The sequence below is a fragment of the Streptomyces sp. CY-1 genome, assembly GCF_047218265.1.
GTDB lineage: Bacteria > Actinomycetota > Actinomycetes > Streptomycetales > Streptomycetaceae > Streptomyces > Streptomyces niphimycinicus.
On sequence record NZ_CP178393.1, the window covers coordinates 10,616,037 to 10,630,550 of the forward strand.

11 protein-coding genes are annotated in these 14,514 nt (G+C 70.5%); 4 read left to right on the forward strand and 7 right to left on the reverse strand.

Going from position 1 to position 14,514, the window contains the following annotated elements; translation table 11 throughout:
• On the forward strand, positions 1-516 hold the full coding sequence (locus ACK1X7_RS44890; RefSeq protein WP_385146994.1) for a flavin reductase: 516 nt from the start codon (positions 1-3) through the stop codon (positions 514-516).
• A gap of 66 nt (positions 517-582) precedes the next feature.
• Here ACK1X7_RS44890 and ACK1X7_RS44895 read toward each other — a convergent pair whose 3' ends face one another.
• Positions 583-1,587 (reverse strand): amino acid ABC transporter permease, encoded by a 1,005-nt coding sequence (locus ACK1X7_RS44895; RefSeq protein ID WP_398159615.1) that lies wholly within the window; start codon positions 1,585-1,587, stop codon positions 583-585.
• A 669-nt stretch (positions 1,588-2,256) separates the two neighbouring features.
• Between ACK1X7_RS44895 and ACK1X7_RS44900 the strand changes: the two genes are divergently transcribed.
• The 3 genes from ACK1X7_RS44900 to ACK1X7_RS44910 all read left to right on the forward strand — a co-directional run bounded on the left by ACK1X7_RS44900 (position 2,257) and on the right by ACK1X7_RS44910 (position 7,358).
• A complete protein-coding gene (locus tag ACK1X7_RS44900; protein WP_385147000.1) occupies positions 2,257-3,393 on the forward strand; it encodes an LLM class flavin-dependent oxidoreductase in 1,137 nt (378 codons plus the stop codon).
• A 70-nt stretch (positions 3,394-3,463) separates the two neighbouring features.
• Positions 3,464-4,426 carry an ABC transporter substrate-binding protein gene (locus ACK1X7_RS44905; protein ID WP_385147003.1) on the forward strand — a complete coding sequence of 321 codons (963 nt, stop codon included), beginning with the start codon at positions 3,464-3,466 and terminating at the stop codon, positions 4,424-4,426.
• A 214-nt stretch (positions 4,427-4,640) separates the two neighbouring features.
• Positions 4,641-7,358, forward strand: coding sequence for a family 78 glycoside hydrolase catalytic domain (locus ACK1X7_RS44910; protein WP_413116654.1), 2,718 nt, complete (start codon positions 4,641-4,643; stop codon positions 7,356-7,358).
• A gap of 80 nt (positions 7,359-7,438) precedes the next feature.
• Here ACK1X7_RS44910 and ACK1X7_RS44915 read toward each other — a convergent pair whose 3' ends face one another.
• The 6 genes from ACK1X7_RS44915 to ACK1X7_RS44940 all read right to left on the reverse strand — a co-directional run bounded on the left by ACK1X7_RS44915 (position 7,439) and on the right by ACK1X7_RS44940 (position 14,481).
• A complete protein-coding gene (locus tag ACK1X7_RS44915) occupies positions 7,439-8,383 on the reverse strand; it encodes an NADP-dependent oxidoreductase (RefSeq protein WP_390794978.1) in 945 nt (314 codons plus the stop codon).
• Positions 8,380-9,243, reverse strand: a complete 864-nt coding sequence (locus ACK1X7_RS44920; RefSeq protein ID WP_385147011.1) for an ABC transporter ATP-binding protein — start codon at positions 9,241-9,243, stop codon at positions 8,380-8,382. Before ACK1X7_RS44920 ends, ACK1X7_RS44915 begins: the two co-directional genes overlap by 4 nt.
• Entirely contained in the window at positions 9,240-11,036 is a 1,797-nt protein-coding gene (locus ACK1X7_RS44925) for a dipeptide/oligopeptide/nickel ABC transporter permease/ATP-binding protein (protein ID WP_385147014.1), read from the reverse strand. The genes ACK1X7_RS44920 and ACK1X7_RS44925 overlap by 4 nt, the downstream gene beginning before the upstream one ends.
• Positions 11,033-11,974 carry an ABC transporter permease gene (locus tag ACK1X7_RS44930; RefSeq protein ID WP_385147017.1) on the reverse strand — a complete coding sequence of 314 codons (942 nt, stop codon included), beginning with the start codon at positions 11,972-11,974 and terminating at the stop codon, positions 11,033-11,035. The genes ACK1X7_RS44925 and ACK1X7_RS44930 overlap by 4 nt, the downstream gene beginning before the upstream one ends.
• Before the next feature lie 82 nt (positions 11,975-12,056).
• A complete protein-coding gene (locus tag ACK1X7_RS44935) occupies positions 12,057-13,565 on the reverse strand; it encodes an ABC transporter substrate-binding protein (protein WP_413116655.1) in 1,509 nt (502 codons plus the stop codon).
• Positions 13,566-13,593: 28 nt separating this feature from the next.
• Positions 13,594-14,481 (reverse strand): sugar phosphate isomerase/epimerase family protein, encoded by an 888-nt coding sequence (locus ACK1X7_RS44940; protein ID WP_390794975.1) that lies wholly within the window; start codon positions 14,479-14,481, stop codon positions 13,594-13,596.
• Positions 14,482-14,514 lie beyond the last annotated feature (33 nt).

The window sequence follows — 14,514 nt, forward strand, 5'->3', positions numbered from 1 at the left end:
GTGACCCCCGACCCGTCCCAGTTCCGGGAGGCGATGGCGCATCTCCCGGCGGCCGTCAACATCCTGACCACCGACGGCCCGAACGGCCGCTGTGGCATCACCGTCAGCGCGGTCTGCTCCGTGACCGACGATCCGCCGACCGTTCTGGTCTGCGTCAACCGCGGCAGCGCCATGCACGATGTGTTCCGGGCCAATGGAAGGGTCTGCGTCAATGTGCTCGGCGGCGCCCAGCAGGAACTGGCCCTGCACTTCGCCGGGGCCACGAAGGTGCCGATGGCCGAGCGCTTCACCTGGGACGTCTGGGACCGCGCCCACGATGTGCCGGTCCTGAAGGACGCCCTGGTGAGCGCCATCGGCACGATCACACACGCCGTCCCCATGGGCTCCCACAGCGTGCTCTTCGTCGACATCGAGCGGATCCGCACCCACTCGGGCGGCCAGAGCCTTGTCTACTTCAACCGCGCGTTCCACCGTCTCGACGCCACACCCCTGGTACCGGAAGGCACCCGGCCCTGAACCCGACGACGCGGTGGGGTACCGGATGGCCCCGTCCGGCCCTCGTGGCCGGACGGGACCACGGCGTCAGACGGTGGTCCTGGCCGTCGTGGCGCGCGATCGGGCGCTCGGGACGGCGGCCGCACGGGCGCGCAGCCGTTGCAGTGGGGTGGGCGGCAGTGCCCGCGCGGACCCCCGTGCGTAGTAGCGCTCGACGTAGAACTGCCCCACGCTCAGTACGGTGGTGACCGCGATGTACCAGAGGGTGGCCACCATGAGCAGCGGGATGACCTGGTAGCTCTGGTTGTAGACCAGTTGCACCGAGTACAGCAGGTCGTGCACGGCCAGCACGCTGACGATGCTGGTGCCCTTGAGCGTGCCGATCAGCATGTTTCCCGCGGTCGGCACGATGGAACGCATCGCCTGCGGAATGACGATCCGGCGCAGTGTGCGCCGTTTGCCGAGCCCGAGTGCCTGGGCGGCCTCGGTCTGGCCGGAGTCCACGGACAGGATGCCGCCGCGTATCACCTCGGCGGCGTAGGCGGCCTCGTGCAGGGTCAGGCCGATGACGGCGGTGAGGGTGGGGCCGAGCAGGTTGACCGTCTTGACGGTGACGAACTGCGGGCCGAACGGGACGCCGAGGCCGAGTGTCGGGTACAGAGCGCCGATGTTGAACCAGAACAGCAACTGCACCAGCAGCGGAGTGGAGCGGAAGATCCACACATAGCCCCAACTCAGTATGGACAGCACCGGGTTGGTGGACAGCCGCATCACCGCCAGCGGGATGCCGAGCAGGAACCCGAGCACCATCACCGCGCCGGTCAGCCACAGGGTCAGCAGCAGTCCGTCCAGCACGGCGCGGGTGGTGAAGTACCGGCCCACCACGTCCCACTGGAAAGCGTCATTGCGCACAACGGAGTTGACCACCATCGCGAAGACCAGGAGCGCGGCGGCGGCGGTCAGCCGGCGGCCGATGCGTCGGCGCGGCACGATCCGCGGCAGGTCGCCGGGACCGGGGGTGCCCGTCTCGGGGCGCTTGTCGGCGGGGACGGGCACCGCGTCGGGAGCGGTGGTACGGGAAGGCGTGGCCATCGGGAAGCTCTCCGGGTGAGGGGGCACGGGCGTCGGCGGCAGCCCGGCGGGACGCGCACACGGACACCCGAGAAGGCGGTACGCGGGTACGGTGCGGCCGGGCTCGGCGTCATCACGCTCACCGCGTCCCTCAACGCGGCCGGAAGGGCCTCCGCGCGTGGCGGACCCGTCCGTCATCGATCGTATGTGCCCAGCGCATGCATCTGTCAAGAACCCATGGGAACCGGTGAACACATGGGAACCGGTCAACGCCGGTCCGGTATGCGGGCGGTGGTTGACGAGAAGCGTTGTGTACTGCCTAATTGCTCCCATGAATACCGAGCAGCGCCTGGTCACCCGTGGCCACATCGACTTCGGTCGGGTGTGGTCGGCCGCATGTTGCGCCTGACTCGGCAGCGGGCTGTCTGACCGGCCCTTCCCTCCCTCGGTGACCCCGTCGCGGGCCGAGCTCTCTCGTCGTATCACCGCCGTACGCGGGCGCTGAGCCGCGTTCGGACACGGCCCTGCGAGCGCCCGGACACACGCTGCCGCCACCCCTTCCCGACGCCCCGGCGTCGTCACGCCTGCTCCAGCCAGTGGCATTTCCCCGATGCCGTCACGTACGGCCATGCGAAGGCCGATCCGGCCTGTCCGCGTGCTCCCCCCTGTCCTACCGAAAGGCCATTCCCCATGCCCGTGGAATTCCTCGGCATCGCCGCGACCCATGACGGTTCCGAGACCACAGCGCGCTCCGGTGGCGCATTCGACAAGGAGTACACACTCCGGCTTGCCAGGGCCCACGAGGACCATGGCTGGGACCGGGTGCTGTTCGCCTACGGATCCGGATCGCCCGACCCCGCGCCGGCCGCCGCGTACATCGCGAGCAGGCTGGACAGGCTCCAGATCCTGCTCGCCCACCGGCCCAACGTCTCGTATCCGACCTTCGCCGCCAAGACCTTCGCCACTCTCGACCAGATCAGCGAGGGGCGGCTGACCGTGCACTTCATCACCGGCGGCAACGACCACGAGCAGGGCCGTGAGGGCGACACGCTCACCAAGGACCAGCGCTACGCCCGCACCCGCGAGTACATCCAGATCGTCAGGAAGATCTGGACCACTCACGAGCCCTTCGACCACGAGGGCGAGCACTACCGCTTCCGTGACTTCGTCAGTGACGTCTTCCCGGCCCAACAGCCCCGCCCGGACATCTCGTTCGGCGGATCGTCTCCCGCCGCGTACGCCGCGGGAGGCGCCGAAGCCGACATCTACTGCCTGTGGGGCGAGCCCCTGGAGAAGACCGCCGAGCAGATCGAGGCGGTGAAGGCCGCCGCGAAGGCATCGGGCCGTACCGACGTCCCGCGCATCCAGGTGGCGTTCCGCCCGATCATCGCCCCGACCGAGGAACTGGCCTGGGAGAAGGCCCGCCGTACGGTGGGCGCGATCGAGGCCCGCAAGGCGAGCGGCGAGCCGGTCACCAGGCGCCACACCGGGCAGGCACACCCGCAGAACTCCGGCTCACAGCGGCTGATCGCCATCGCCGAGGCGGGGGAGCGCTACGACCGCGCGCTGTGGACGCCGACCGCCGCGGCGACCGGTGGGGCGGGCAACTCCAACGCCCTGGTCGGCACCCCCGAGACGGTCGCCCGGGCACTCCTCGACTACTACGACCTCGGCGTCGACATCCTCTCCGCCCGCGGCTACGACCTGCTGGGCGACGCCATCGACTTTGGCCGGCACGTGATCCCGATCGTCCGTGAGGAGGTCGCCAAGCGTGATGCCGAGCGTGCGGCGCGTGGCACGCGGACCCTGGCCGCCGTGCGCGGATGACCTCCGTCGCACGCCCACACGGACATTCCCATCGCCGCCACCACGGCGCAGAACGGAAAGGCCCCAGCCTGTGAACCACCCCGGGACCAGAACTCGCCAGCGCATCGCCGCGCTGACGCTGCTGTCACTCCTGGCGCTGACCGCCTGCGGTGGCTCCGGCGGCACGGACGGCACAACGCCGGCGGGCGCCCAGGCATCTCCCGCGCCGACCGACGACCCGGTCGCCGCCGTACGGAAGGCGGACTCCGTCGCCGCCCTGCTGCCCGCCGACGTCGCCAGGTCCGGCACCCTGAGGATAGGCAGCTCGATCGGGTTCCCGCCGGGCGCCTACTACCCGAACGGCCCGGACAAGAAGCCCGCGGGCCAGGACATCGACATCGCCGACGCGGTGGCCAAGGTGCTCGGCGTCAGGCTGGAACGCCAGGACGCCTCCTTCGAGACGATCCTGCCCGCCCTCGGCAGCGGCAAGTTCGACGTGGGCACCGGCAACTTCGGCGTGACCGCCGAGCGTCTGAAGACCATCGACTTCGTCACCTATATCAACGACGGCCAGGGCTTCGCGGTCAAGAAGGGCGGCACGGCGCTCAGCCGGAAGGTCACCGATCTGACCGAGCTGTGCGGGCTGACCATCGGCACCGGGGCCGGCACCACCTTCGAGGCGACCCTTACCCGGCAGAAAGGGGTGTGCGCCAAGGCCGGGAAGAAGCCGTACGACGTGAAGGTCTACGCGGAAAACGGGGCCGTCCTCACGGCCCTGCAGCAAGGCCGCATCGACGTCGTCATGTCCACCATCAACGGACTGCGCTACCAAGCGGCCCAGTCCGCCGCCCATACCTCCTTCCTCGGCGAGTACCACCGCCTCGACGTCGGTTTCGCCTTCAAGAAGGGCTCCGGGCTCACCCGCGCCTTCCAGGCCGCCGTCAACGAGTTGATCGAGAACGGCGTCTACGCCCGGATCCTCAAGAAGTGGGGCACCAGCGCCTCCGCGATCGACGCGTCGCGGATCAACCCGCCCGAACACACCCAAGGGTGAGCAAGGACCCGGCGATGGGATCCGCACGGATTCTCCGTCGCCACACCGCTGCCGCCACCGCCACCGCCACCGCCTCGTCCGCCTCGTCCGGAGTCGGGCGTGCGGTGGGCCACTAGCCGCGCCTTGCCGGCGCTGCTATAACCAATGGCGTCTTGAATCGTTTTACTCCCTGGTGGTGGCAATCGGGCGATGCCCGTGGCGAGAGGTGCTCGACGTGCTCCGACGCAGCGGTTCCGCACTGGCCCAAGGCGCTCTCGCAACCCTTGGCGCCGCCGTGCTCCTGGCCACGGCGCTGGTCACCGGCAACCCGGCTGCCGCCGTGGACAGCGGATTCCAGGTCAGTGGCGCCACCGTCGATGGCCGGGCCGATCCGCTCGGAGTCGATGCCGCTCGCCCGCTGCTGGGATGGAAGCTGGACACCGAGTCGCACAACGTCGTGCAGTCGGCCTACCGGATCCTGGTCTCCACGTCCGCCGAGCAGTTGGCGCACAACCACGGCAACGTCTGGGACAGCGGCAGACGACACTCCGACGAGTCCGTGGGGGTGCCCTACGGCGGCCGGCGGCTCGCGCCCCGCACCCGCTACTACTGGAAGGTACGCGTCTGGGACGGTCAGGGCAGGGCGTCGACGTGGAGTGCCCCCTCCTCGTGGGAGACGGCGCTGCTCGCCCCCGAGGACTGGGCGGGTGCGCGGTGGATCGGCCCGTCCGATCCGAAGGCCGGGGCTCCCCTGCTGCGCAAGGAGTTCTCCCTGGACAAGAAGGTGGCCGGCGCGCGTGCCTACGCGGCCGGTCTCGGCCTCCACGAGCTGCGCCTCAATGGTGTGAAGGTCGGCGACCGCGTCCTCGCACCGGCGAACTCGCCTTACGACCGGCGGGTGCTGTACGACACGTACGACGTGACCGAGGAACTGCGCACGGGCGGCAACACGGTGGGGCTGTGGCTGGGCCACGGCTACGGGGAGAACTTCAGCCGGTACGGCTTCCGTTGGAACGGGCAGCGGCAGGCGGTCATGCTGCTCGACGTCACCTTCACCGACGGTACCCGGCGTCGCCTCACCACCGACCCGTCCTGGAAGTGGTCCATCGGGCCGATCACCGCGGACGATCTGTACGACGGTGAGTCCTACGACGCCCGGAAGGAACAGGCCGGCTGGGACGAGCCAGGCTTCGATGACCGTTCCTGGAGGAGCGTGTCGATGGTCGATGCGCCGCAGGGCGCACCGCGGTCCAACACCATGCCGCCGCTCCGAGTGACGGACACCCTGAGGCCGCGGAAGGTGACCGAGGTCCGACCGGGCGGCTACGTCTACGACTTCGGCCAGAACATCGCCGGCTGGGCGCGCCTGAGTGCCAAGGGCGAGAGCGGTACGCGCATCACCATGCGTACGGCCGAGGAGCTCAATGCCGACGGCACGCTGGACACCGCCACCAATCGGGATGCCGCGTCGACCGACACCTTCACCCTCGCGGGGACGGGCCGTCGCGAGACCTATGAACCGCGCTTCACCTATCACGGCTTCCGCTACCTGGAGGTCGCCGGATCTCCCGGGGCGGCGGACTTCGGGGATGTGCGCGCACGCGTCGTCCACGCGGATGTGGCTTCCACCGGCGCCTTCACCTCCTCCAGCGAGGATCTCAACCGCATCTGGAAGAACAACCGCTGGAGCATTCTCAACAACTCCATGAGCACGCCCACCGATACGCCGGTGCGCGACGAGCGCACCCCTCCGGCCATGGACGTCCAGGCATACCGGGACGCGGCGACGCGCGAATTCGGCATGGAGGGCTTCTACGCGAAGTACCTACAGGACCTGCCGCCGGGCACCGCGCTGCCTTCCGACGACGTCAAGGCACAGTACCCCGACATGGCGGGCGGTCAGGTCACCCTGGCCTGGACCCTGTACGAGCAGTACCGCGATCGGGACGTGCTGGAGACGGCCTATCCGGACATGAAGCGGTTCGTGGACCGCAATGCCACCGAGGTCCCCGGCCTCATCTGGCCCGCGGACAAGGGCTTCGGCGACTGGTGCCCGCCCGATCACGGGCCGCAGGCCAACGACGGCATGGGCAGCCCCACCGCCGGGGACTGCACCAGCGAGGTCTCCCTGGTCAACACCGCCCTCTCCTACCAGCAAGCCCGGGCCGTGGCGAAGGCCGCGGGAGTACTCGGGCACCGGCGGGACGCGCGCCACTTCGAGTCCCTGGCGGGCCGCATCAAGAACGCGTTCAACGCGCACTTCCTCAACGAAGCCGGTGACACCTACGGCAGCGGACGCCAGGTGACCAGCATCCTCCCGCTGGCGTTCGGGCTGGTGCCCGCCGACAAGGTCACCGATGTCGGCGACCAGCTCGCCCGGACCATCGTCGAGCACGACGCCCGGCACCTGGACACCGGCATCTTCGGCACCCGCTACCTGCTCGACGCGCTGGCCCGCACCGGGCGGATCGACTTGGCGATGACCATGCTCCACCAGCGCACCTATCCCGGCTTCGGCTTCCAGCTCGCCAAGGGGGCCACCACCACCTGGGAACAGTGGCTCTACCGCTCCTCGATGGAAACCCACGACCACGCGATGTTCGCCGGCATCAACACCTCGCTGTACACCGTCCTGGCAGGAATCAGGCCCACCGGGCCCGGCTACCGCGCGATCGCCGTCGAGCCACGGATCCCCGACTGCCTCGACCAGGTGTCCGCCTCACAGGAGACCGTGCGTGGCCACGTCGCCGCCGGCTGGAAGAAGACCGGGGACACCCTGCGACTGACCGTCACCATCCCGGCCAACAGCCGCGCGGTGGTACGGGTACCCCTGACGCACGAGGACGACCGGGTCCGGGCCCCGACCGAGGTGCGGAAGATCCGGGCGACCGGCGAAGCGGTCCGGTACCGGGTCGGCTCCGGAACGTGGACGTTCACCGTTGACGCCCGGTGACGAAATGATCAACCAGCTCATTTGATCTGGTCGTTGGGTCCCAGGAAGCGGAAGGTGTTCCCCTTTCGCGGGAGCGAACGTCATCGAGGCCCGGTCCGCATCTCCAGCACCACCTTTCCCCAGGGGTGGCCGGTTTCGACCGCCCGGAGAGCGGACGGGGCCTGGGCGAAGGGGAAGATCTCCCGGACATGGGGATGGAGGCGGCCGTCCTGGACCCGGCGGGCGAGTTCGCCGAGGGTCCGCGCCCGGTTGCCGCGGGACAGCGGCCGGGCGCCGAAGCGGGCCGCGGTGTCCGGGTCGGCCACCGTGAGGACACGGCAGCCAGGGGAGATCAGGGTGGACACCGTGTCCAGCGCGTCGCCGCCCACCAGGTCCAGCACGGCGTCGGCCCCCTTCGGAAGCGCGGTGGCCAGCCGGTCCGCGGTGTCATCGCTGTCGTACGGAACGGGCGTGACGCCCAGGGACGCCACGAAATCCCGCTTCGCGCGGGACGCGGTCCCGACCACCGACACCCCCTCCGACGCGGCGAGTTGGGCCGCCGCCACTCCCACCCCGCCCCCGGCGCCCAGGATCAGCAGTCTCTCCCCGGTGGTCATGGCGAGCCCGTTCACGGAGTCGTACGCGGTCCCCGCCGCCACGGGGAGGGCCGCCGCATCGGTGAAGGACAGCCCCTCCGGCTTGGGGATCGTGAAGTCGGCGGTCAGCACGGCATGGGTCGCGTAGCCGCCGCAGCCGCGCGCACTGCTGCCGAACACCACGTCCCCGACGGCGAACCCCCCGACTCCCGGGCCGAGTTCCACCACCACCCCGGCCGCCTCGCGCCCGAACACCGACGGGAGGCCGAGCGGAAGGAACGACCGGTGCATTCCCTCGCGCACCTTCCAGTCGACCGGATTGACCCCTGCCGCGTGGACCTCGATCAGCAGTTCCCCCGGCCCGGGGGAGGGGAGCGGAAGGTCCAGGAAACGCTCCACGTCCGGGCCGCCGTATGCCGTGAATCCGTAGGCATCCGTCACGGTCGTCATTCCGCCCCCACGGACTTGAGGTTCCGGCGCTGCTCCCGGCGTTCCCGCTGGCGTGCCGGGTCCGGTACGGGGGCGGCGAGCAGGAGCCGCCGGGTGTAGGGGTCCCGCGGGCCGCTGGTCACGGCCGTGGCCTCGCCCGTCTCCACGATCCGGCCGCCGTACATCACGGCCACGCGATGGCTGACACACCGCACCACCGACAGATCGTGGGTGATGAACAGATAGGCGACACCCGTGCGCTCCTGGATCTCAACGAACAGTTCCAGGACCCGCGCCTGGGTGGACAGATCCAGCGCGCTGACCGGTTCGTCGCACACGATCAGCCGCGGGTCGCGGCACAGGGCCCGGGCGATGGCGACGCGCTGGCGCTGCCCGCCGGAGAACTCCCGTGGCAGCCGGTGCGCGGCGTCGGCCGGCAGCCGCACCTGGTCGAGCAGTCCGCGGACCCGCTCCTCGGCCGCGGCCCGGGAGGTGCCCGAGACCAGCAGGGGCTCGGCGAGGATGTCGCCCACGGTCATCGCCGGGTTCAGCGAGGTGTAGGGGTCCTGGAAGACCACCTGGATCTCGGCGCTGAGGCCACGCCGCTCGCGCGCGCCCAGCCGTGAGATCACCCGGCCCGCATAGCGGATCTCGCCCCCGGCCACCGGGGCGAGTCCGAGCACCGCACGCCCGAGCGTCGTCTTGCCCGAGCCGGATTCGCCGACCAGCCCCACCGTCTCACCGGGCCGGATGTCCAGACAGACGCCGTGCAGGGCCCGGAACGGCTGTCCGCGCCGGCTCTTGGCGGCGTACTCGACCACCACGCCGTCGACTTCGAGCATATTGCCGGGGGTCGGTGTAGGTGTCGCTGTGGTGCTCATACCGTCTCCTGGAGGGGTCCGCCCGTCGCGGGAGTTCGCAGGGGGGCGCGGGGTGGGGCGTCGTCCAGCGTCGAGTCCAGCAGCATGCGGGTGTACTCGTGCCGCGGCTCGGCGAAGAGCTTCTCGGCCGGGGCGGTTTCGACGACCTGGCCGGTGCGCATGACGACCACCCGGTCGCAGATGTCCGCGACCACCCCGAAGTTGTGCGTCACCAGGATGAGCCCCATCTCCCGCTCCCGCCGCAACTCCCGCAGCAGATCGAGGACTTCGGCCTGGACGGTGACATCGAGCGCCGTGGTGGGCTCGTCCGCGATCAGCAGTTCGGGGTCGCAGGAGACGGCGCCCGCGATGAGGACGCGCTGGGCCATGCCGCCGGAGATCTGGTGCGGATAGGCGTGGTAGACGCGCTCCGGCTCGGCGATGCCGACCCGTTCCAGCAGGGCCAGGGCCTTCTCCCGCGCCTCCCGGGCGGTCAGCTTCAGATGTGCCCGCATCGGGTCGGTGAGCTGGGTGCCGATGCGGAAGGCCGGGTCGAGGTTGGACATCGGCTCCTGGGGGACGTAGGCGATGCGGCAGCCGCGCAGCGCGTTCCGCTCCGTGCGGCCGAGCCCCCGCAGATCGCGGCCGTCGAAGCTGAGCCGGCCGGCCTCGCTGCGGCCTTCCGGGGGCAGCAGCCCGAGGATGGCGAACGCCGTCTGGCTCTTGCCGGAGCCCGACTCGCCCACCAGGCCGACCACTTCACCGCGGCGCACGGTGAGCGACACCCCGTCCACCACGGTGCGCTCGCCGTCGCGGGTGGCGTAGGTGACCCGCAGGTCCTCGACGGCGAGGAGGCTGTCGTCGTCGGCCGGTCCGGGTGCGCTCGCCGTGGCCGCCGCGGGGCGCGGGCGCCGCCGGGCCGCCGGGCCGGGCGTGTCCAGGAGCGCGTCGCGCAGGGCGTTGGCGAGCAGGCCGAGCGTCGCCACGGTGATCACGATCGTCAGGCCGGGAGCCATCAGCAGCGAGGGCTTGGTGTACAGGTTGGCGAACGCCTCGTTGAGCATCGCGCCCCAGCTCGCCTGCCCGGCCGAGCCGAGGCCGAGGAATTCGATGCCCGCCTGGATGACGACGGCCACGCCGAACATCTGCGCCGACTGGATGATGGTGGGCGCCTGTACCACCGGCAGGATGTGCCGCCGCACGATGCGGGCGTCGCCGAGTCCGCTGACGCGGGCGGCGTCGACGTACAGCTCCTCGCGCACCGAGGTGACGGAGGCCCGCACCAGGCGGAGGACACCGGGGGCGAGGATGAGGCCGAGCACCGCCATCGTCGCGTTGGTGTCGGGGCCGATCGCGGCGATGGAGACCAGCAGCACCATGATGGCGGGCGCGGCCATGACGAGACTCGCCACCCAGCTCACGACGGCGTCGAGCCGGCCCCGGTAGTAACCGGCGAGCAGCCCGGCCGGAACACCGATCAGCAGGGCGACCGCCACCGCGATGAACCCGCCCAGCAGGCTGACCCGGCCGCCGTACAGCAGCCGTGCGAGCACATCCCGTCCGACACTGTCGGCGCCGAGGAGGTGACCGCCGCCGGGCGGGGCGAAGGCGTCGTCCAGGGTGGAGCGGGTGGGGCTGGCCGAGGTGAGCAGCGGTGCGAACACACTGGCCGCGACGATGAGCGCCAGCAGGACCAGGCACACCACCGCCACCCGGTTGTGCAGCAGACGGCTCAGCGGATGGCCGCGCCGGCGGGCGGTGCCCGGGGCGGGGTCGGGGGCGCCGCGGGTGTCGCGGCGTGCGGATTGCGTCATCGGACACGAACCTTCGGATTGAGCCAGCCGTAGGCGAGGTCCACCAGCAGGTTGACCGCCACGACGATGAGGACGAGATAGACCACGACGCCCATGACCAGCGGCGTGTCGCCGTTGACGGTCGCCGTCACCGCGGCGGAGCCCACTCCGGGAAGTCCGAAGACCTTCTCGATGACGACGGCGCCGCCGACCAGGGAGATGAACTGAAGGGAGAGCACGGTCAGTGCCGGGGGTGCCGCGTTGCGCAGCACATGCCGGAAGAGCACCCGCCGCTCGCTCATGCCCCGGCTGCGCAGGGTGCGTACGAAGTCCTGGCGCAGTACGTCGATGACCGAGCCGCGCACCTGCTGGGCGGTGGCGGCGATGGCGCCGATGGCGAGCGAGACGGCGGGGAGGGTGATGGACTGGAGCCAGCCGGAGGGGGAGTCGGCCAGCGGGACGTATCCGGTCGCCGGGAGCCAGCGCAGCTCGACGGCGAGGGTGGCGGAGAGCATCAGCGCCATCAGGAAGCTCGGTACCGCGTAGCCGACGATCGCGGTCGCCTGCACCACCCGGTCGAGCCGGCCGCGCCGTACGGCGGCGGCGACACCGAGCACCACACTGAGGACGGTGGCCAGCAGAAGTCCGCCGACCACGATGGACAGGGACACCGGTGCCTTGAGCACCAGGCTTTCGGAGACGGAGTCACCGCCGAACCAGGAGGTCCCGAAGTCGCCCCGGACGGCATGGCTCAGCCACTGTCCGTACTGGGCGATCCACGGCCGGTCCAGGCCCAACTCGTGTTTCTTGGCGGCGATTTGCGCGGGCGTCGCCATATTGCCGGCGATATTGCGCGCGGCGTCGGTCCCGGTGAGGCTCATCATCGCGAACGCCGTCGTCGCGAGCACATAGAGGAGCACCAGGCCGGCCGCGACGCGGCGCATGAGAAAGGTCAGCATCGCGTTCGTTCCTTCTGCGTCGGCGGATGCGGGATCTGTCGCGGACGGGGCGGGGCGGTGTGCGGTCCGCTCCGCCGTCGCGTCAGCCGGCGGGGGCCATGTCGTAGATCGGTACCGCCGAGACAAAGGCCCGGGGCGTCACCTTGATCTTCTTGGAGTTGCCCTGGACGGCGTCCAGCACATCCCAGGGCGCGTTGAAGGCGTGGTTCTGGAGATAGGCGTTGATCGCGCGGAACGCGGCGGTCTGTGCCGCTCCCCGGGCCTTCTGCGCCTTGTCGATCATGGAGTTCAGCTTGGGGTCGAAGTCCTTGGCGGGGTTCCAGGCGGCGCCCTTGGCCAGTTCGGACTGGATGAAGTCCCAGGGCTGGCCGGACTGGAGCTTGAACCACGACATCGCGTACTGGCCGGACTGGAGGGCCGTGAACAGCCGGGTGAACGGGATCTTGTCCACCTCGACCTTGATGCCGATGTCCTCCAGGGCCTGCGTCATGACCACCTGCTGGCCCGGCGCGACGGAGGAGACATCGGGCATGGTGACGGTGAAACCGTTGGGATAGCCCGCCTCGGCGAGCAGCCTTTTGGCCTTGGCCGGGTCGTAGGCGTAGTTGCTCTCGAGGGATGTGTCGTACCAGGTGCTGCCGGCGGTCGCCATCTGTGAGGTGGCCGTGGCGTAGCCGAGGTTGAGCTTCTTGACGATCGACTCGCGGTCGAAGGCGTGGTTCAGGGCCTGGCGCACCTTCGCCTTGCCCAGGGCCGGCACGATCCTCCCGGTGCGGTCCCAGATGTACAGGCCCTCGACGCTGTCGGCGTGCCCTTGCACCTCGAGGCCCCGGCTCTTGGCGTGCTCGGCGGTCTGCGGGGTGATCCGGGCCCAGTCGGCCTGCCCGCCGAGCAGGGCGTTGAGACGTGCGGTGGGGTCGCTGATGTTCTTGATGACGATCTTGTCGAAGGGGTACGCCTTCCTGTTCCAGTAGTGCGGGTTGCGGGTGAAGGCATAGGTGCTGCCGTTGGTCGTGGCGCCCTTGTCCAGGACGTAGGGGCCCGAGCCGACCGGACCGCCCTTCGCCGCCAGATCCTTTGGGCTGGCGATCATGCCTGAGGGGTCGCCGAGGTTCACCACGAGCTGCGGGTCGGGCGCCGACAGGTGAATGGCCACGGTCCGGGGGTCCACGGCCGCCACCGAGTCGATGGCGCGCAGTTTGCCGGCGGCCTCGTTGGTGCCTTCCTTGTTGTGGAGCAGGCTCTTGCGCACCGCGGTCGCGTCCAGCACCGTACCGTCGGTGAACCGCACGTCCTTCCTGAGCTTCATGGTCAGCACGGTGTGCGCGCTGTCGTAGGACCAGGAGGTCGCCAGGTTGGGCCGGGGGCGGGCCTTGGAGTCCAGCCGGACCAGCGAGTCGAAGACGGGCTCGTAGTACTGGATGTTGTCGCCCAGGGCCGCGGACGCCAGGTCCCAGCCGGTGTGGGCGTTGCCGATGGACAGCGTCAGGGTGTCGTCTCCGGTGGCGGACGCCGTGGTGCCGACGCCACCGCTGCACGCCGGCACGGCCACGAGGGCGAGGGCCGCCCCTGCCATGACCATTCTTCGCATGTCGTCCTTCTGTTCTCGGGTGCCGCGCTCAGTGCTGCTGCCGGGCCCACTCGCCGCAGAGCCGGACGCTCTCCTCGGGGGTGGGCCGGGCGCCGCGGTCGACCTCGATCACCAGCCAGCCTTCGAAGGCGGCGGGCAGCGCGGCCAGGGTGGCGGGGATGTCGACCGAGGCGTGGCCGGGCTCGGCCCACAGACCGGCCAGCACGGTCTGCTGATAGGTCCACGCCTCGGCGCGGCCCCGCTCGGCGATGTCGGCGTGGAAGTCCTTGATGTGCAGGGCGGCGACCCGCTCGGCGTAGTCGCGGATGAGGCCGATGACATCGGCACCGGCCCAGCCGAGGTGGCCGATGTCCGGGCCGAAGGAGAGGACGTCGGCGTCCACGCCGTCGAGGATGAAGCGGGTCTCCTCCTCGGTCTCCGCCCAGGTGCCGATGTGCGGGTGGAACGCGGCGGCGACGCCGTTGGCCTTGGTGGTCTCGCCCATGCGGGCGAACACCTCGCGCACCCGCTCCAGCCGTTCGGGAGTGGCCTCGGCGCCCACGGCCGGGCGGTGCACCCGGGGGGCCTGCTTGTTCATCCCGGTGGCCACGAAGACCGTGGGCAGGCCCAGTTCGGCCATCTGGGTGCTGACGCGGTCGGTCTTGTCGAGCAGTTCGCGCAGGCCGCTCTCGTCCTCGGGGAGGGGGCCCGAGATATAGCCCGGGGCGGGCGCCAGGCCGTGCTCGCCGAGCAGCCGGCCGTATTCGGCGGCGGACATCTCGGCGGGCACATCCGCGTGCACGGCGGCGATACCGGCCTCGCGGATGACCTCGAGGCGCTCGGGCAGGGCCGGTGCCAGCGCGGGGTCGATCCAGCCGTCATCGGTGGCGATCCACTGGAGGGGGTTGATCGCGATCCGGTCGTGGCGCATGGTCATGCGGGTCCTTTCACGGGGTTCGGGCGGTGGGGC